The organism is Corynebacterium sp. HMSC05H05, from assembly GCF_001807265.1.
Classification (GTDB): Bacteria; Actinomycetota; Actinomycetes; order Mycobacteriales; family Mycobacteriaceae; genus Corynebacterium.
In genome coordinates this window covers 56,647-74,570 of the sequence record NZ_KV788383.1, presented here as the reverse complement: position 1 = coordinate 74,570, position 17,924 = coordinate 56,647, and the positions used below count along the sequence as shown (strand labels likewise).

17 protein-coding genes, 2 tRNA genes and 1 pseudogene are annotated in these 17,924 nt (G+C 65.8%); 13 read left to right on the top strand and 7 right to left on the bottom strand.

The genetic code is table 11. From position 1 onward, the window contains the following. The 4 genes and pseudogenes from HMPREF3151_RS04040 to HMPREF3151_RS04025 form a co-directional block, all read right to left on the bottom strand. Positions 1–215 (bottom strand): annotated as a pseudogene (locus tag HMPREF3151_RS04040) (cytochrome b/b6 domain-containing protein); the annotation flags it as partial. Beyond that, positions 215–1,144 carry an electron transfer flavoprotein subunit alpha/FixB family protein gene (locus HMPREF3151_RS04035; protein ID WP_070473734.1) on the bottom strand — a complete coding sequence of 310 codons (930 nt, stop codon included), beginning with the start codon at positions 1,142–1,144 and terminating at the stop codon, positions 215–217. The gene HMPREF3151_RS04035 and the pseudogene HMPREF3151_RS04040, both read right to left, overlap by 1 nt. 9 nt (positions 1,145–1,153) lie before the next feature. Beyond that, positions 1,154–1,927 carry an electron transfer flavoprotein subunit beta/FixA family protein gene (locus HMPREF3151_RS04030; RefSeq protein WP_070473732.1) on the bottom strand — a complete coding sequence of 258 codons (774 nt, stop codon included), beginning with the start codon at positions 1,925–1,927 and terminating at the stop codon, positions 1,154–1,156. Positions 1,928–1,987: 60 nt separating this feature from the next. Beyond that, positions 1,988–2,803 (bottom strand): hypothetical protein, encoded by an 816-nt coding sequence (locus HMPREF3151_RS04025; protein ID WP_070473730.1) that lies wholly within the window; start codon positions 2,801–2,803, stop codon positions 1,988–1,990. Between the two features lie 83 nt (positions 2,804–2,886). On the opposite strand from HMPREF3151_RS04025, the gene HMPREF3151_RS04020 reads away from it, so the two are divergent. The 5 genes from HMPREF3151_RS04020 to HMPREF3151_RS04000 all read left to right on the top strand — a co-directional run bounded on the left by HMPREF3151_RS04020 (position 2,887) and on the right by HMPREF3151_RS04000 (position 6,298). Then, positions 2,887–2,961 (top strand) — tRNA-Gly (locus HMPREF3151_RS04020). A 138-nt stretch (positions 2,962–3,099) separates the two neighbouring features. After that, positions 3,100–3,176, top strand: a tRNA-Pro gene (locus HMPREF3151_RS04015). 79 nt (positions 3,177–3,255) lie between these two features. Further along, a complete protein-coding gene (tig, locus tag HMPREF3151_RS04010; RefSeq protein ID WP_070473728.1) occupies positions 3,256–4,626 on the top strand; it encodes a trigger factor in 1,371 nt (456 codons plus the stop codon). A gap of 424 nt (positions 4,627–5,050) precedes the next feature. Then, positions 5,051–5,647 (top strand): ATP-dependent Clp protease proteolytic subunit, encoded by a 597-nt coding sequence (locus HMPREF3151_RS04005; RefSeq protein ID WP_070473726.1) that lies wholly within the window; start codon positions 5,051–5,053, stop codon positions 5,645–5,647. Positions 5,648–5,677: 30 nt separating this feature from the next. Then, positions 5,678–6,298 carry an ATP-dependent Clp protease proteolytic subunit gene (locus HMPREF3151_RS04000; protein ID WP_034998194.1) on the top strand — a complete coding sequence of 207 codons (621 nt, stop codon included), beginning with the start codon at positions 5,678–5,680 and terminating at the stop codon, positions 6,296–6,298. A gap of 63 nt (positions 6,299–6,361) precedes the next feature. Here HMPREF3151_RS04000 and HMPREF3151_RS03995 read toward each other — a convergent pair whose 3' ends face one another. Continuing rightward, positions 6,362–7,003 (bottom strand): hypothetical protein, encoded by a 642-nt coding sequence (locus HMPREF3151_RS03995; protein WP_070473724.1) that lies wholly within the window; start codon positions 7,001–7,003, stop codon positions 6,362–6,364. A 186-nt stretch (positions 7,004–7,189) separates the two neighbouring features. Between HMPREF3151_RS03995 and clpX the strand changes: the two genes are divergently transcribed. Further along, positions 7,190–8,470, top strand: a complete 1,281-nt coding sequence (gene clpX / locus HMPREF3151_RS03990) for an ATP-dependent Clp protease ATP-binding subunit ClpX (RefSeq protein WP_070473722.1) — start codon at positions 7,190–7,192, stop codon at positions 8,468–8,470. An 18-nt stretch (positions 8,471–8,488) separates the two neighbouring features. Here the strand turns inward: clpX and HMPREF3151_RS03985 are convergent, their stop codons facing one another. Then, positions 8,489–9,214, bottom strand: a complete 726-nt coding sequence (locus tag HMPREF3151_RS03985; RefSeq protein WP_168160595.1) for a TetR/AcrR family transcriptional regulator — start codon at positions 9,212–9,214, stop codon at positions 8,489–8,491. Positions 9,215–9,356: 142 nt separating this feature from the next. Here HMPREF3151_RS03985 and HMPREF3151_RS03980 point away from each other — a divergent pair, with 142 nt between their 5' ends. From HMPREF3151_RS03980 to HMPREF3151_RS03965, 4 genes are read left to right on the top strand one after another with little or no spacing between them, the layout of a single operon-like run. Next, positions 9,357–10,310, top strand: a complete 954-nt coding sequence (locus tag HMPREF3151_RS03980; protein WP_070473719.1) for a malate dehydrogenase — start codon at positions 9,357–9,359, stop codon at positions 10,308–10,310. A 22-nt stretch (positions 10,311–10,332) separates the two neighbouring features. Continuing rightward, the gene (locus HMPREF3151_RS03975) at positions 10,333–13,062 is read left to right on the top strand and encodes a valine--tRNA ligase (RefSeq protein WP_070473717.1); all 2,730 of its coding nucleotides are present in this window, start codon (positions 10,333–10,335) and stop codon (positions 13,060–13,062) included. Beyond that, a complete protein-coding gene (locus HMPREF3151_RS03970; protein ID WP_070473715.1) occupies positions 13,063–14,556 on the top strand; it encodes a bifunctional tetrahydrofolate synthase/dihydrofolate synthase in 1,494 nt (497 codons plus the stop codon). Then, on the top strand, positions 14,553–14,978 hold the full coding sequence (locus tag HMPREF3151_RS03965; RefSeq protein WP_070473713.1) for a DUF4233 domain-containing protein: 426 nt from the start codon (positions 14,553–14,555) through the stop codon (positions 14,976–14,978). The genes HMPREF3151_RS03970 and HMPREF3151_RS03965 overlap by 4 nt, the downstream gene beginning before the upstream one ends. Positions 14,979–14,985: 7 nt before the next feature. Here HMPREF3151_RS03965 and HMPREF3151_RS03960 read toward each other — a convergent pair whose 3' ends face one another. Continuing rightward, positions 14,986–16,395: an AMP-binding protein gene (locus HMPREF3151_RS03960; protein ID WP_070473746.1), complete on the bottom strand. Its 1,410-nt coding sequence runs from the start codon at positions 16,393–16,395 to the stop codon at positions 14,986–14,988. A gap of 25 nt (positions 16,396–16,420) precedes the next feature. Between HMPREF3151_RS03960 and HMPREF3151_RS03955 the strand changes: the two genes are divergently transcribed. The 3 genes from HMPREF3151_RS03955 to HMPREF3151_RS03945 all read left to right on the top strand — a co-directional run bounded on the left by HMPREF3151_RS03955 (position 16,421) and on the right by HMPREF3151_RS03945 (position 17,861). Further along, a complete protein-coding gene (locus tag HMPREF3151_RS03955; RefSeq protein ID WP_070473711.1) occupies positions 16,421–16,726 on the top strand; it encodes a hypothetical protein in 306 nt (101 codons plus the stop codon). A 28-nt stretch (positions 16,727–16,754) separates the two neighbouring features. Beyond that, on the top strand, positions 16,755–17,165 hold the full coding sequence (ndk, locus tag HMPREF3151_RS03950; protein WP_070473709.1) for a nucleoside-diphosphate kinase: 411 nt from the start codon (positions 16,755–16,757) through the stop codon (positions 17,163–17,165). Between the two features lie 138 nt (positions 17,166–17,303). Continuing rightward, positions 17,304–17,861: a TetR/AcrR family transcriptional regulator gene (locus HMPREF3151_RS03945; protein ID WP_168160594.1), complete on the top strand. Its 558-nt coding sequence runs from the start codon at positions 17,304–17,306 to the stop codon at positions 17,859–17,861. Positions 17,862–17,924: the final 63 nt, after the last annotated feature.

Sequence of the window (17,924 nt, the reverse complement as noted above, 5' to 3'; positions counted from 1 at the left end):
CAGGGGTCGCCGCCGGGCACGCGCGGCAGGCCGCGGCGCAGCGCCACCTCGGTGGTCTCGGTCGCGCCTGAAGCGGGCGCTGCGACACCAGCGGCACCAGCGGCAACAACCGCAGCATCCTCAGCCGGCGCGTCGGCGATGTCGACGGTGCCTGCCGGCGGCCACGGCTCGCCGCCCGGTACGCGGGGCAGTCCTCGGCGGAGTTCTACCTGCATTACTTGCGCGCCTCAATTTCGGAGATGATGTCCGGCACCAGGTCGAACAGGTCGCCGATGATGCCGAAGTCGGCGATGTCGAAGATGGGGGCGTCTTCGTCGGAGTTGATCGCCACGATGGTGTCGGCGGTCTGCATGCCCACCAGGTGCTGCACGGCGCCGGAGATGCCGACGCCGATGTAGAGCTTCGGGCTGACCATCACGCCGGTCTGGCCAATCTGCGCCTCGTAGGGCACCTGGCCTTCGTCGACGGCGGAGCGGGTGGCGCCGACGGCGGCGCCCAGCGCGTCGGCAAGCCCGCCAACGAGCTCCTCGAACATGTCCTCGTCGCCCAGTGACACGCCGCCTGCGACCACCTTGTCGGCGGTGAGCAGGTCGGGGCGGTCGGAGGTGCGCTCCACGGGGGTCACGGAGAGCACTTCTGCCTCTCGACGTCCCGTCGGCGCCACCTCCAACTCCCGCACCTCCGGCGTGGCCGCCTCGGCGCGCGTTTCCACCGCACCCTTGCGCAGGGTGATCACCGGCGCGGAGTGTGTCGCCGCGGCGGAAGCGGTGTAGACGCCGCCGAAGTTCTGGTGCTCGGTGACAATGCCCTGGTCGTCGCGACTCACAGACACCGCGTCGGTGAGCAGCGCCTTGCCTGTGCGTGCGGCGAACCGGCCGGCGGCTTCGCGCCCGCGCACGGTGTGGGCGAACAGGACGGCTGCGGGGAAGAGTTCGTCGAACGCGGCGGCAGCTGCGTCGATAAGCGGGGCATCAGACACCAGCACGACGGCGGCGCCTAAAGCGCCTAGCTCGTCCGCCTGCGCTCGGTCCTGCGCCAGCGCCACCGGGGTGCCGATCGCGGACGCGGCGCCGATCAGCTCGGCCGCAACGGGGCTGACCGAGCCGTCGAAGGAGCGGTCCGGGACAACAAGAATCTGGGTCATGGCTGCTCCTTAAATGAGGTTCTTGGATTCCAGGAAGTCCACCAGGCGGGCGGCGGCGGTGGAGCTTGCGTCGATGATCTCGCCGCGCTCGCGCTCCGGGCGGCGCTCGATGCCCACCATGATGGCGCGCGGGTGCGTGAAGTCCTCCGGGTCTACGCCGAGCTCGGCGAGGGTGACGGTGTGCAGTTCCTTCTTTTTCGCCGCCATGAGCCCCTTGAAGTTGGGGTAGCGCGGGTCTGCGAACTCGTCGGCCACGGACACCACGGCCGGCAGCTGCGCTTGCAGTTCGACGGTGGCGGCGTCGGAGGACTGGGTGGCGCGAACGGTCTCGCCCTCGAGCGTGAGCTCGGTGAGGTTGGTCAGCACCGGCCAGTCCAGCTGCTCGGCCAGGAAGGGAGCGATGACGCCGGTGCCGCCGTCGGAAGACTCGGCGCCCGCGATGACAAGGTCGTAGCCCTGCTTTTCGACGAGCTTCGCCAGCACCTCACCAGTCATCGTCGCATCCGCGCCGACAAGCGCGTCGTCGGAGACGATGTAGGCCTCGGACGCACCCATGGCGATGCCGCGGCGCACCGAGTCCGCGGAGGACTCCGGGCCGACGCTTAAGATTTCGACCTCGACGTTGTCGCCTGCTTCGGCGATGCGCAGCGCAGCTTCGACGGCCCGTTCGCTGACCTCGTCGGCGACGACGTCGCCGGAGCGGTCCGTCAAACCTGTCTCCAGGTGCATTTCGCGGTCACTGTACGTGTCCGGCACTTCTTTCAGCAGCACAGCAATGCGCACGGCCACTCCTTGCTCTTGAGCTTTCTGGGGTTCGCGATCGCTGTGCAGTGTAACGCACGGCTAAAAGTCGAAGCCCCCGAAGTCGAAGCCGCCGCCGTCGCCGAACCCGCCGAAGTCCCCGAAGTCGCCGCCGCCGGCGTCGCCCATGTCGCCCATCTCGCCGCCGTCCATACCTTCCATGCCGCTGGCGCCGTCCATGCCTTCACCGAGTCCGCCGGCCTCAAACGCTTCCGCGGAGGCCACACCGGACATCCCGGCGAACATGGTGGAGTAGAACATCATCGAGCTGGCGGCCCACACGCCGGTCATCATCGCCGGGCCCCACCACGCGGTGGAGTACCAGCCGGCCGGCACCGGGCGGCCCGCGACGGCGCCGCCGGGGTAGTAGTGCGGCGTCTGTGCGGTCGCGTGTGGCGACGCCATGACCTGCGTGCCGTCTTCCTGGGTGACGGTGCGCTGCTCGGTCACGCGCCCTGCCTGGCGTTGGCCTTCCAGCTCCGGCAGCTGCGGGCCGGCGGGAAGCCCCATGATTTCGCGGGCTGCGTTGACGTAGTGCAGGCCCTCCAGCGCGGACTCACGGGCGAGCATCGCCTGCTTGACGGAACGTGCGTCGCTTAGCCCGGCGGATGCCGCGTTGAAGCGCTCGGAGGCATCGGCCATCGCCTGCTGCGACGCGGCGTCGTTGCCGGAGAGGTTCAGCACCTGCGAGCCTAAGCGGTCGGTCCACCGTTTGGCGTCGGCATACGCGTCGTCGAAAGACAGCTGCTGCTGCCTTGCCACCTGGCGGCGCGACTGTGGCATCTGCCGCTGCCCGCTCATAGTCGGCATATACAGCAATGCGCCAACAATCAAGAAAATGAGCAACAGGGTGAACATGCTTCCTCCTAAAATCGTTCGTGTTTGGTTCAACGCATACGCCTGCGCTAAAGTTCCGCACAGCGCTGCAGATTTTGGCGCCTGGGAATGTCGTATAGTGGCTAATACCTCAGCCTTCCAAGCTGAAGACGCGGGTTCGATTCCCGTCATTCCCTCCACACAAGACACCGGTTCCGGTTGCGGGGCCGGTGTTTTTGTGCCCTCAATGCGGACAGTTATTCAAGCACCGCTACAATGACTGTCCTGAACCACAAGAGTTCAACGAATGTGGTTCATACCGTGCGGTTTTACCGCAACGGGGCGTGGCGCAGCTTGGTAGCGCACCTGCTTTGGGAGCAGGGGGTCGCAGGTTCAAATCCTGTCGCCCCGACCAAGGCGGGCCCGTGGATTCACGGGCCCGCCACATATAGACATCTGACAAACGTTGTTTCGATCTAGTACAGGAGAAATCCGTGAAGACTTCCGTCGACAAGCTCAGCGACACCCGCGTGAAGCTCAACGTCAGCGTGCCGTTCGACGAGCTGGGCAAGGAAATTGACCAGGCTTACAAGGCCATCGCCCAGCAGGTCAACATCCCGGGCTTCCGTCGTGGCAAGGCTCCGCGCCAGCTCATCGACGCTCGCTTCGGCCGCGGCCCGATCCTGGAGCAGGTTGTCAACGACATGCTGCCGACCCGCTACGAGCAGGCACTCGCGGAAAACGAGATTAACCCGCTGGGCCAGCCGGAGATCGAGGTCACCAAGATCGAGGACAACGACGTTGTCGAATTCACCGCTGAGGTCGATGTCCGCCCCGAGATCGAGGTGCCGGACTTCTCCAAGATTTCCGTGAAGGTCCCGGAGCTCAAGCTTGACGACGAAGCGGTCGACGCCGAGCTGGACACCCTCCGTGAGCGCTTCGGTGAGCTGAAGGACACCAAGCGCAAGCTGAAGACCGACGACTACGCGATCATCGACCTCGAAGCGACCGTCGACGGCGAGAAGCTCGACGATGCTTCCGCCGAGGGCCTGACCTACCGCGTCGGCGCCGACGACCTGATGAAGGGCCTGGACACCGCGCTGCGCGGCATGAAGACCGACGAGGACAACGAGTTCGAGTCCGAGATCAAGTACGGCGAGCACAAGGGCGAGAAGGCGACCGTGAAGGTCCACGTCCAGCAGACCAAGGAGCGCAAGCTTCCGGAACTTGACGACGACTTCGCTCAGATGGCGTCCGAGTTCGACACCGTCGAGGAGCTGCGCAACTCCACCCGTGAGCAGGTCGAGGAGAACGCCAAGGCAAAGCAGGCCGCGGACATCCGCGACGAGGTGCTCAAGGCTGCCCTGGCGGAGTCCAAGTTTGCCCTGCCGGAGTCCGTGGTGGACGAGCAGGTGCACAACCAGCTGCACCAGCTGCTGGGCCAGATGGCGCACGACGAGAACGCGTTCGCCCAGCTGCTCGAGGCTCAGGGCACGACCCGTGAAGAGTTTGACAAGCAGTCCCGCGAGCAGGCCGAAGAGTCCGTGCGCACCCAGCTGTTCCTCGACGCCGTGGCCGAGCAGGAGCAGCCGGAGGTCTCCCAGCAGGAGCTGACCGACCACATCCTGTTCACCGCACAGTCCTACGGCATGGACCCGAACCAGTTCGTGGCCCAGCTGCAGCAGTCCGGCCAGATTGCCAACCTGTTCTCCGACGTGCGCCGCGGCAAGGCCCTGGCCATCGCCATCTCCCGCACCCAGGTCGAGGACGAGGCCGGCAACAAGGTCGACCCGAACGAGTACTTCGGCGAGATCGACGAGGACGAGGCCGGCGAGGCTGAGACCACCGAGGCTGACGAGAAGTAGAAACTTCTCCCGCTAGCGAGCGGCCGGGGCGCGTCTGCCCCGGCCGCTTTTGCGTTTTCTGAGGCCCTTCGCCAGATTTGTTCACCCCCACGGACCGTGCCGGTGAATGAATTCCGTTTTAGTCGGATGGTTTGTTCACTTTCCCCAGGTGGCAAAAGCCCGGAACCCGGTTGATTCACGGCGCAGTGAACAAATCTCCCCGCGGAACCCCACCCCGACACTTCGCGGCGGAATCTGTCAGGCGGGCCTCAAACGCCCAGTTCGGTACAAATGGCTGCCGGAATCTGTCAGGAATCGGCAACTTGCACTCCAACCCCCACCCCAAAACCCGGCCCGTACGCCGGTAGCGAACAGGCTCGGAGTTACAGAATCACCCGAGTAGGGTAGTGGCGTTACCGGATGAACTAGCAAAGGAGCGTCTTACATGACTTCCCCGACCCAAGGCATGAACCTGGGAGACTCCGTTTATGAGCGTCTCCTCCGGGAGCGCATTATTTTCCTGGGCCAGCAGGTGGACGATGAGATCGCCAATAAGCTGTGCGCCCAGATTCTGCTGCTGTCGGCGGAGGATCCGACGCGCGATATCAACCTGTACATCAACTCGCCAGGCGGCTCTGTCACCGCCGGTATGGCGATTTACGACACGATGAAGTACTCCCCGTGCGACATCGCCACCTACGGCATGGGCCTGGCGGCGTCGATGGGCCAGTTCCTGCTCTCGGGCGGCACGAAGGGCAAGCGTTACGCTCTGCCGCACGCGCGCATTATGATGCACCAGCCGTCCGCGGGTGTCGGCGGCACCGCGGCCGACATTGCCATTCAGGCGGAGCAGTTCGCGGAGACGAAGCGCGAGATGGCGCAGCTCATCGCGGAGCACACGGGCCAGACCTTCGAGCAGATCACGAAGGATTCGGACCGCGACCGCTGGTTCAACGCCCAGCAGGCGAAGGAGTACGGCATCGTGGACCACGTCATCGAGAACGCAGCCCAGGCCGGCGAGCACTCCATCGGCGAGAACTAAGGCACACGAGGAATTAAGGAGACACCTATTATGACTTTCCAGATGCCCAACTCCCGCTACGTGCTGCCGCAGTTTTTGGAGGAAACGAGCTTTGGCACGAAGCAGATCGACCCGTACGGCAAGTTGTTCGAGGAGCGCATCGTCTTCCTGGGTACTCAGGTGGACGACACGTCGGCGAACGACATCATGGCGCAGCTTCTGGTGCTGGAGTCCCAGGATCCGGACCGCGACATCACGATGTACATCAACTCCCCGGGCGGTTCCTTCACCGCGCTGATGGCTATCTACGACACGATGCAGTACGTCCGCCCGGACGTGCAGACTGTCTGCCTCGGCCAGGCCGCGTCGGCCGCCGCAGTGATCCTCGCCGCCGGTGCGCCGGGTAAGCGCGCCGCGCTGCCGAATTCGCGTGTGCTGATCCACCAGCCGGCTACCCAGGGCACCCAGGGCCAGGTGTCTGATCTGGAGATTCAGGCCGCGGAAATTGAGCGCATGCGCCGCCTCATGGAGGACACGCTCGCGCACCACACCGGCCGCACCTCCGAGCAGGTCCGCATTGATACCGACCGCGATAAGATCCTGACCGCTTCTGAGGCTGTGGATTACGGCATCATCGACCAGGTCTTTGATTACCGCAAGCTCAACGGCTAAAAGCACATGAAAAACGCGCCCGGTTCGCTCCGGGCGCGTTTTGCTTTGCGACGAAACCTTCGGCTACTCCGCTTTATCCCCGGATGCCGGGTCGCAGAATGCCACGGCGTTGCGGATGGCCTCCGGCGCGGCTTCGAAGTCCTCGCGTGCCCAGCAGATATCGCCGTCGTCAGTGGTGGTCGGGTCGACGGAGACCCACCCTTGGCCCTTGGCTGCCCAGTAGTAGTCCTGGCCGTCGGAGGTGACGGTGCGGGCCCATTCGCGGTCGCAGAACGTGCTGTATTCCTGGCTTCCGCTGGCCTCGCCCTGGGTGGGCCAGGCGCAGGTGGCGCCCGGGCGGTCGTCGATGATGGTTTCGCGCACCGGCGCTGGCTCGCGCGCCTCGTTATTGGAGTTGTTCGAGCTGCGGGACTCGGAGCGCTTCGAGCTGGATTTTGTGGACGTGCGCGTGGACGACTTGGTGGACGAGCTTGTCGAGGACTTCTTGGTGGTGGAGGAGGAAGAGGTGGTCGTCTCCTCATCGTCCTCATCGTCGTCGGACTTGGTGGTCGTCGGCGTTGGGGTGGGGGTGATGCTGGTCTGTGGGAAGTCCAGCACGGGTTCCGCCAGGGGTTCTACGTCCGCGTTTGAGTCCGAGCAACCGGCCAGCAGCGACGCGGCGAGGGCGGCTGCGGCAAAGGCAGAGAAAGTGCGGCTGCGATTCACGGATCGGTTCCTTTCGGGGTACGCGTTAGGTAGCGCACCGGTGGGCACGATTGTTTAACGTGTACAGGCTAGCGGATGAGAATACGGGAAACCGCGTCATGGCCCCTTTGTGGCGTGAAAGCTATGGTTTGACGCAACGATTACACTCGGTTGGGATTGACCGAAGACGGGAGTAGATAGGCGCATATGGCAACTACGCACGACAGCGCGAACCTGCTCAAGTGCTCTTTTTGCGGGAAGAGCCAGCAGCAGGTGCGCAAGCTCATCGCCGGCGGCGGCGTCTACATCTGCGACGAGTGCATCGAGCTGTGCAACGAGATCATCGAGGAGGAGCTCGCCGGCGCGCAGAACAATAAGGGCGCGGACGACCCGGACCGTCTGCCGCGCCCGAGCGAGATCACGGCGTTTTTGGACGAGTACGTCATTGGCCAAGACACCGCGAAGCGGACGCTCGCGGTGGCGGTGTACAACCACTACAAGCGGATCAAGGCGGAAGGTTCCAATGTGTCCAGCCGCAAGCGGGACGAGGACGTGGAGATCGCCAAGTCCAACATCCTCCTGCTCGGCCCCACTGGCTCGGGCAAGACCTACCTGGCGCAGACGCTTGCGCGAATGCTGAATGTGCCGTTCGCCATCGCGGACGCCACCAGCCTCACCGAGGCGGGCTACGTGGGCGAGGACGTGGAGAATATCCTGCTGAAGCTTTTGCAGGCTGCGGATTTCGACGTCAACCGCGCGCAGCAGGGCATCATCTACGTTGACGAGGTGGACAAGATCTCGCGCAAGTCCGAGAACCCGTCCATTACCCGCGACGTCTCCGGTGAGGGTGTGCAGCAGGCGTTACTGAAGATCCTGGAGGGCACCACCGCATCGGTGCCGCCGCAGGGCGGGCGCAAGCACCCGAACCAGGAGTTCATCCAGGTGGACACCACGAACATCCTGTTCATCGTCGCGGGCGCCTTTGCGGGGCTGGACAAGGTGGTCGCGGAGCGTGTGGGTAAGAAGGGCATCGGCTTCGGCGCGGAGATCGACTCGAAGGAGCAGCGCGACGAGGCGGACCTGCTCGCCCAGGTGCAGCCGGGCGATCTGGTGAAGTTCGGTCTGATCCCGGAGTTCATCGGCCGTCTGCCGATCCTCGCGCACGTGAACGACTTGGACCGCGATTCGATGAAGCGTGTGCTCACGGAGCCGAAGAACTCGCTGGTAAAGCAGTACCAACGCCTGTTTGCCATGGACGGCGCGGAGCTGACCGTCACTGACGGGGCGCTCGGTGTGATCGCCGATAAGGCGGCGGAGCGCAAAACGGGCGCGCGCGGTCTGCGCGCGATTATGGAGGAGCTGCTCGTTCCCATCATGTACGAGCTGCCAGACCGCGAAAACGTCGCGGAGGTTGTGGTCGATGAGGCTGCGGCCCTCGGCGAGGGGGAGCCGAAGTACATCGAGGCCGAGGAGAAGCAGTCAGCTTAGGAGCGCACCTTCGGCCCGTTAGACGATCCGGCCTTCGTCGCCGTAGATGTCGAACAGTTCGTCCGGCTCCGCGTCCTCGGTAGGTGTCGGGGTGGCTTCGAGGTAGGACTCGTAGCCGGAGTACGAGATGTTTGAGGTCAGAAACGCCAGCACGGTGTCGATGACCATGCGGCGCATGCCGTCGACGTTGCGGCGGCTTTCGACGTCGACGCCGAAGACGTGTTTGGCGGTGGCGGCGTTGCCGACGCGGTACAGGCACAGCGACGAGATTAGGGTGAGCAGGTCCACCGCGGTGATGCCGGGGCGGAACGCGCCGGCGTCCTGGCCGGCGAGCAGGAGCCGCTCGGCGTGGAGGGTGACGTCGCGCACGCCGGCGAGTGCCGAGGCGTCTTCGGCCGCTACAGCCGGGTCCAGGTTTTCCCGCAGGATCAGTTGCACGGCGTCGGGGTTGTGCAAAAAGGCGTGGTAGAGCGCGTCGACGAAGCGGCGCATCCCTTCTACCGGGACGGCGTGCGAGCGGTTGAGGATGTTTTCCGGCGGCGCGAGCTGTTCCAGTGCGAGGCGCAGCGCCGCGGCGTAGAGGCCGCGCTTGTCGCCGAAGTGGTAGTGGATCATCCGTTTGGTCATGCCGGTTTTCTTGGCCAGCGTTTCCACTTTCGCGCCGGTGTAGCCTTTGCGGGCGAATGCGGCCAGGGCGGCGCGGACCACGGCGTCAGGGGAGGTCACGTCGGCACCGTCGGTCACGTCCATCCCCTTTCGTTTGAAATACCCCTCAATCGTGCACCAGATGCCCACTCTCGGGCGTATAGCCGTGAAATTCCGCCCCGGCTGGGGGTAGGTTACTGTGAGTCAACGCACACGACGTACGAGAAGAGGAGAAAGACATATGGCAAAGATCGTGGTCACCGGTGCCGCCGGCAACATCGCCTACTCCCTGTTGTGGCGCATCGCCGCCGGCGACGTCTTCGGCGACGAGCCGGTGGATCTGACCCTGCTGGAGATCCCGGCCGCGGTGCGCGCCGCGGAGGGCACCGCGATGGAGCTTGCGGATTCCGCGCTGCCGCTGGTGGGCAACATCGAGGTCACCGACGATGCCGCCAAGGCCTTCGACGGGGCAGAGGCCGCCTTCTTAGTCGGCGCGAAGCCGCGCGGCAAGGGCGAGTCCCGCTCGGACATGCTCGTCGCCAACGGCCAGATCTTCAAGCGCCAGGGCGAGGCCATCAACAACGGCGCCGCCGACGGCATTCGCGTCCTGGTGGTGGGCAACCCGGCCAACACCAACGCCTATATCGCGTCAAAGGCGGCGCCGGACGTGCCGAAAGACCGCTTCAACGCGCTGATGCGCCTGGACCACAACCGGGCGCAGTCGATGTTGGCGGACCGGCTGCAGGTGCCGTCGAGAAGCATTGAGCGCCTCGTGGTGTGGGGCAACCACTCGGACACGCAGTTCCCGGACGTCACCTACGCCACCGTCGACGGCGCCCCGGTGGAGGTGGAGCGCGATTGGTACACCGAGGAGTTCATCCCGCGCGTGGCCAAGCGCGGCGCGGAGATCATCGAGGTGCGCGGCAAGTCCTCCGCGGCATCCGCGGCCTCGGCGTCGGTGGACCACATGCGCGACTGGGTGCAGGGCACCGATGGGCGGTGGGCGACGGTCGCGTTGCCGTCGACAGGCGAGTACGGCGTGGACGAGGGCCTCATGTTCGGCTTCCCGGCCGTAAGCGACGGCAGCTGGCGGGTCGTCGAGGGGCTCGAGCTTAACGACGACCAAAGGACCCGTCTCAACACCAACATCGAGGCCCTGCGGAAGGAAGCCGCCATCGCCGACAAGCTGTTTTAGGGCGCTGGTTAAGATAGGGCGCGTGACTGAGACGAACGATCTGAACCGCGCGAACCAACTGCCCAAGTCGTGGGAGCCCAGCGCCCACGAACGCGACCTGTACGAGGGCTGGGTCGACGCCGGGTATTTCACGGCGGATCCGCAGTCGGACAAGCCCGCGTACTCGATCGTGCTGCCGCCGCCGAACGTGACCGGCCAGCTGCACATGGGCCACGCGCTCGACCACACGCTGATGGATTCTTTGGTGCGCCGCAAGCGCATGCAGGGCTTCGAGGTGCTGTGGCTGCCGGGCATGGACCACGCCGGCATCGCCACCCAGACCAAGGTGGAGGCCAAGCTCAAGGCGGAGGAAGGCAAGGACCGCTACGACTACGGGCGCGAGGAATTCATCGAGCGCGTGTGGGAGTGGAAGCAGCAGTACGGCGGCACGATCACCACGCAGATGCGCGCCATCGGCGACTCGGTGGACTGGTCGCGGGAGCGCTTCACGCTTGACGACGGCCTGTCGCGCGCCGTGCAGACCATCTTCAAAAAGCTCTACGATCGCGGCCTGGTCTACCGCGACTACCGCCTGGTCAACTGGTCGCCGGTGCTGGAAACTGCCGTCTCCGACATTGAGGTGGTGTACAAGGACGTCGAGGGCGAGTTCGTCTCCATCCGCTACGGCTCGCTGAACGACGACGAGCCGCACCTGGTCGTCGCCACCACCCGAGTGGAGACAATGCTTGGCGACGTCGCGATCGCCGTCCACCACGACGACGAGCGCTACGCCGACCTGATCGGCCAGGTCTTCCCGCACCCGCTGCGCGAGGACCTGCAAATTGAGGTCATCGCCGACGACTACGTGGACATGGAACTGGGCACCGGTGCCGTGAAGATCACCCCGGCGCACGACCCGAACGACTACGAGATGGGCCTGCGCCACAACCTGGACATGCCGATCATCATGGACGAGAAGGGCCGCATCGCCGATACCGGCACCCGCTTCGACGGCATGACGCGCGAGGACGCCCGCGTGGCTGTGCGCGAGGCGCTGGCGGAGCAGGGCCGCATTGTCAAGGAAGTGCGCCCGTACGTGCACTCCGTGGGCCACTCGGAGCGCTCCGGCGAGCCGATCGAGCCGCGCTTGTCCCTGCAGTGGTTTGTCAAGGTCGACGAGTTGGCAAAGATGTCCGGTGACGCCGTGCGCTCCGGCGACACCAAGATCCACCCAGAATCCATGGAGAAGCGCTACTTCGACTGGGTGGACAACATGCACGACTGGACGATCTCGCGCCAGCTGTGGTGGGGCCACCGCATCCCGATCTGGTACGGCCCGGAGGACGAGAACGGCGAGCGCGACGTGGTCTGCGTCGGCCCCGACGAGGAGCCGCCGGCAGGCTACGAGCAGGACCCGGACGTGCTGGACACCTGGTTCTCCTCCGCCCTTTGGCCGTTTTCCACCATGGGTTGGCCGGAAAAGACCCCGGAGCTGGAGAAGTTCTTCCCCACCACGGTGCTGGTCACCGCCTACGACATTCTGTTCTTCTGGGTGGCGCGCATGATGATGTTCGGCACCTTCGCCGGGCAGGAAACTCCTGAAATCCTTGGCGAGGGTGCAGACGGCCGCCCGCAGATCCCCTTTGAGCATTTGTACCTGCACGGCCTGGTACGCGATGAAAAAGGCCGCAAGATGTCCAAGTCCCTGGGCAACGGCATCGACCCGATGGACTGGGTGGAGCGCTACGGTGCGGATGCGCTGCGCTTCGCCCTGGCCCGCGGGGCGAACCCGGGCGTGGACCTGCCGATCGGCGACGACCACGCCACCGCCGCCCGCAACTTCGCCACCAAACTCTTCAACGCCACCAAGTTCGCCCTGATGAACGGCGCGCACGTCGGCGAGCTGCCGGCGCGCGAGGCGCTCACGGACGCGGACCGCTGGATCCTGGACCGCGCCGAGGAAGTGCGCGCCAAGGTGGACGCCTACCTGGACGACTACCAGTTTGCCAAGGCCAACGAGCTGCTCTACCACTTCGCGTGGGACGAGCTGTGCGACTGGTACCTGGAAATTGCCAAGACGCAAATTCCGCGGGACGAGGCTGACGCCTCGTCGGAGGAGAAGGACCGAGGCGAGACCACCAAGGTCGTGCTCGGCCGCGTCCTCGACGTCGTGCTGCGTCTGCTGCACCCGACCATGCCGTTCATCACTGAGGTGCTGTGGAAGGCGCTCACCGGCGAGGCAACCGTCACCATCGCGCCGTGGCCGACCGCGGACGACACCAACGGCGGCGCCGAGACCGACACCCAGGCACGCACCCGCGTCGAAGACGCGATCAAGCTCATCACCGAGCTGCGCCGCTTCCGCTCCGACCAGGGCGTCAAGCCCTCGCAGAAGGTGCCGGCCCGCGTGGACTTCGCGTCCGCGGACCTGGCAGAGCTGGAGGACGTGGTCCGTCAGATTGCCAGGGTGGAAAAGCCAGGGGAGGACTTTAGCTCGTCGGCAAGCATTGAAATGCGCCTCAGCAAAGCCAACCTCGACGTGGCGCTGGACACCTCCGGCACCGTCGACGTCGCCGCAGAGCGCAAGCGCCTGGAAAAGGAGCTCGCCGCGGCGCAGAAGGAGCTGGACACCACAGGCGCGAAGCTTGCCAACGAGCAGTTCCTGGCCAACGCGCCGGAGCCCGTGGTGGAAAAGATCAAGGTGCGCCAGCAGGTCGCGCAGGAAGAGTTCGAGCGCGTCACCGCACGCCTGGAACAGCTGCCGGAGGCCTAAGTGGCGGACAATGATTTTGAGCTGCCCGAACTTCCCGAGCAGTACGACATCCAGCAGACCGACGCCGGTCTGACGCTCAACCTCGGCGCGCCGGGGGAGGGCAACGACACCGACGCGCTCGCCCCGCGCGGCGTGAGTGAGGAAGACCTCGTCGCGCTCGCGCAGGTGGAGGCCGAGCTCACCGCCCGCTGGCCGGAAACGGACATCGACCCGAGCCTCGAGCGCATCGAGCTGCTCATGGATTTCCTCGGCGAGCCGCAGAAATCCTTCAAGGTCATCCACGTCGCCGGCACCAACGGCAAGACCTCGACGGTGCGGATGGTGGAGTCGCTTTTGCGCTCGTTTGGCAACCGCGTGGGCCGCACGACCAGCCCGCATCTGCAGTCCGTCACCGAGCGCATCGGCATCGACGGCGAACCGATCCACCCGGCGGATTTCGTGCGCATTTACCGCGAGATCGAGCCGTACATCCAGATGGTGGACGAGCGCACCGGCGTGCCCATGAGCTACTTCGAGGTCATGGTGGGCCTCGCCTTCGCGGCCTTTGCGGATGCGCCTGTCGACGTCGCCGTGGTCGAAGTCGGCATGGGCGGGCGTTGGGACGCCACCAACGTGGTCGACGCGGACGTGGACGTGATCATGCCCGTCGGCCTGGACCACACCGACTACCTGGGCGAGACGATTGGGGAGATCGCGGGCGAGAAAGCCGGGATTATCCGCAGCGCGGACGCCGTGGCCGTGATCGGCCAGCAGGAACAGGACGCGATGCGGGTGATCCTGGAGCGCACCGTCGACATCGGCGCGCCGGTGGCCCGCTTCGGCCAGGAGTTCGGCGTGGCCGCCAGCGAAGTGGCCGTGGGCGGGCAGACGCTCACGCTCAAGGGCCTATCCGGCGAGTACGCCGACGTGTTCATCCCGCTGTCCGGGCCGCACCAGGCCCACAACGCCTCGATGGCGCTGGCGGCGGTGGAGGCGTTCTTAGGCGCGTCGTCGGAACGCACGCTCGACGCGGACACCTTGCGCGAAGGTTTCGCCGCCACCACCTCGCCGGGCCGGCTGGAGCGCGTGCGCGCCACCCCGACCACCTTCATCGACGCCACCCACAACCCGCACGGCGCCCAGGCGCTCGCGGCGGCGCTGGAGCGCGACTTCGACTTCACCCGCCTGATCGGCGTGCTCGGCATTTTGGGCGACAAGGACGCCCGGGGCATCATGGAGGCGCTTGAGCCCGTGCTCACCGAGGTGGTGATCACACAGAACACCTCGCCGCGCGCAACGGACGCCTACGAGCTGGCGGACACCGCCCGCGAAGTCTTCGGCGACGAGCGCGTGCACGTCGAGGAGCACCTGCCATCCGCCTACGAGCTCGCCGTTGAGCTGGCGGAAGAGGCGCTCGCCGAGGTGGGCGTGCAGTCCGGCTCCGGCGTGATTATCACCGGCTCGGTGGTCACCGCCGGCGAGGCCCGCGCCATGTTTGGAAAGGACCCGCAATGACACCCAAAAACCAGCAGATGGGCCCGCTCGGCCCTGGCAAGGCGCCGGTCAAGGACCCGATGTCGGGGCTGACCGGTGTGCTCGCCGGCACGCTGATCATGGAGGCCATCACGGTTCTGCTTATCCTCACCGTCATCCTCAAAGTCGACGGTGGCGAGCACTGGACCACCTTCAACTGGGTCTATATCACCGTGATCGGGCTGGCGCACGTGGTCATGGCGTTCTTCCAGAAGAAGCCGGCCGCGCTGTGGATCGACCTGGCGCTGCAGATCCCGCTGATCTTCGGCTTTTTCATCCACTGGTCCGTGACGGCGGTGGGCATCATCTTCGGCATCGTCTGGTACTTCGTCATCCGCATGCGCTCCGAGATTGTCCAGCGCATGCGCGGCGGCTACCTCACCACCCAGCACTTGGGCACGTAGGGGGCGCTTAAAGGTCCTTGCGCAAAATCTTGCCGGCGGCGTTGCGGGGGATCGCGTCCACAAACGCCACGGCGCGCACCTTTTTGTAGGCGGTCACCCGTGCTGCCGCCCACTCCATCACCTCGGTTTCGCTCAAAAGCCCTTGCTTTACGACGAACGCCTTCGGCACCCCGCCGCGCTCGGCCACAGCCACATCATCGATCTGCGGGTGTGTGAGCAGGAGCGCCTCGAGTTCGGCTGGGGCGATCTGGAACCCGTGGTACTTGAACACGTCTTTGGCGCGGTCCACAACCGTGACCGTCGCATCCGGGTTCACCCGCGCGATGTCGCCGGTGCGCAGCCAGCCGTCCACGATGGCGTTGCGGGTGGCCTCCGGGTTGCCCAGGTAGCCGCGCATGATTTGGGGGCCGCGGACGTGCAGTTCCCCGTCTGCACCGTCGGCGATTTCTGCGCCGGTGTCCATGTCCACCACGCGGAAGTCCGTGTTGGGGATGGCGAACCCGATGGTGCCTGGGTTGGACTTGCCGGCGATGCCGACGTGCGTCACCGGCGAGGACTCGGTGGTGCCGTAGCCCTGCAGCATGACTATGCCCAGGCGGTCTTCCACGCGGCGGGCCAGCGCCTCGTCCAAGGGGGCGGCGCCGCAGACCATGTGGGCGCATGCGGCGTAATCGGCCGGGTCGATTGCGGGCGAGTTCGCCAGCGCCAGCGCGATCGGCGGGGCGATGAAACTCAGCTCGATGTCGTGCTCGCAGTGGGCGCGCGCGAACCCGCCGAGGTCGAAGCGCGCGGCGGTGAACACGTGCCGGCCCGCGGCCAGCGACGACAACAGCAGTGTGTTTAACCCGTAAATGTGGGAAAACGGCAGGGGAGCGGCTACCCGCGTGCCCTCGCCGATGCCGCTGGCGGCCAGCGCCGCGTTGAACTGCACAGCGTTGGCGGTAATGGAGCGGTGGGTCAGCTCCACCCCCTTGGGCAGGCCGGTCGTGCCGGAGGAAAACGGAATGGCTGCCACCGAATCGGGGTCCGCCGGCGCGAAGCTGAAAGCTGGCCCGGGGGCGAGATCGCCCGGCTCGACACGGTGGGTGACGCCGGCGAGGGTGGCAAGGCGCGACGCTTCGACGTCGATAAGCGAATGCCCGATCAGGCACGCCGCCGCACCCGTGCGCGCGACGGCGAGCAGTGCGACCGCAAAGTCGATGGAGTTGGGCAGACGCAGCGCAACGACACTGCCCGGGCCCACGCCGCGGCTGCGCATGCGGGTGGCGGCGGCGTCCGCGAGCGCGCCGAGCTCGTCGTAGGTGATGGTGCGGCCGGTGTCGTACTCGGTGATCGCGGGCCGGTCGCCGAGGGGGACCAGGCGGTCGAGCGGAACGCCGGGCAGCGCGACATCCGGCAGGGGAGAGCTGTGCACCATGGGCAACAAGGCTACGGTATGGCCCATGCGCATCGTGAGTTTTGCCCTGGCCGCCGTGTTCTCCATCGTCGCGGTGGTGGCCGTCTACACCACCCTGCCCGGGTGGGTGGGCACAGCGGCGATCGTCGCCGCCGGGCTGTTTCTGATGCTCGGGTTCTACGAGCAGTACACACGCCGCGAAGATGTCGCACCCGAGCTTGACGACGAACAACGCGCCACCGTCCTGCGCATGAAGGAGGAAGGCAACTTCCAGCTGGCGGTGCAGCAGGTACAGCTGTGGTTCCGCAACACCACGCCGGAAGACGCAGCGCGCATCGTACGCGAGGCGTAAATACGACTTTGGGGTAAGATTTTGGGCTATGACTGAACGCACTCTGATCCTGATCAAGCCCGACGGTGTTGCAAACGGCCACGTCGGCGACATCATCTCCCGCATCGAGCGCAAGGGCCTGAAGCTGGTTGAGCTGGACCTGCGCACCGCAGACCGCGAGACCGCTGAGAAGCACTACGCGGAGCACAAGGACAAGCCGTTCTTCGGCGAGCTGGTGGACTTCATCACCTCCGCCCCGCTGGTTGCAGGCATCGTCGAGGGTGAGCGCGCCATCGAGGCGTGGCGCCAGCTGGCCGGCGGCACCGACCCGGTGTCCAAGGCCACCCCGGGCACCATCCGCGGCGACTTCGCACTGTCTGTGGCGGAGAACGTTGTGCACGGTTCCGACTCGCCGGAGTCCGCCGAGCGCGAGATCGGCATCTGGTTCCCGAACCTCTAAGCGCGTGTTTTCCAACACCGCAGCCGCCTGGCTGCGGTGTTTTTTCACGTCTCAGGCGGGGGAATTTCGGCCGCGCCGGACCAACTGTTGTATAAATAGAGTTGCATGTAATCCGCATAGTGAGAAAGGTTGACGGTGGTGGCATCTCGCAGCGAGCAGGCACGGGCGGTGGAGAAGCGCTCTGCGATCCTGGATGCGGCGATCGGCCTGTTGCTTACTGAAGGGGTGAAGGGGCTGACGCATCGGCAGGTCGCGGCAGTGGCGTCGGTGCCGGTCGGCTCCATCGGCTACTACTACTCCTCACGCAACAAGCTCGTGGCCACCTGCTTCGAGCGGCTCGTGCAGGGGCGTATCGACGCCTACGAGCGCGCAACAGCGCAAGAAGTGGATCTCTCGGACCCGGTGCAGCTGGCGGAAGCCGTCGTCGACGTGGTGGCCTGCGGACAGCCGGAGCGCGCGGGCGCGGTGGTCACCGCCTTCGTCGAGGCGCACCGTGAAGCCGACGAGGTTGGCGAATACGTCCGCCGCGCCCTGGAAGAGGTGAAGCGGCTCATTGCGGACCTGTTGCAGCGCGCCGGCGTGGATTTCAACGCCGCGCGCGTGCTGCAGATCGTGGTGGGGGCGGCGCTGACCGAAAGCCACGAGAACGCCCCCGTCGCTGCCGTGGCGGATCTGCTGCGGCTGGCCGAGAAGTAGTCCTCGCCCCGCACCCCAGTCTGCGCTGTGCCACAATGGTGGGCGCAGGCGCCGCGCTCGCGG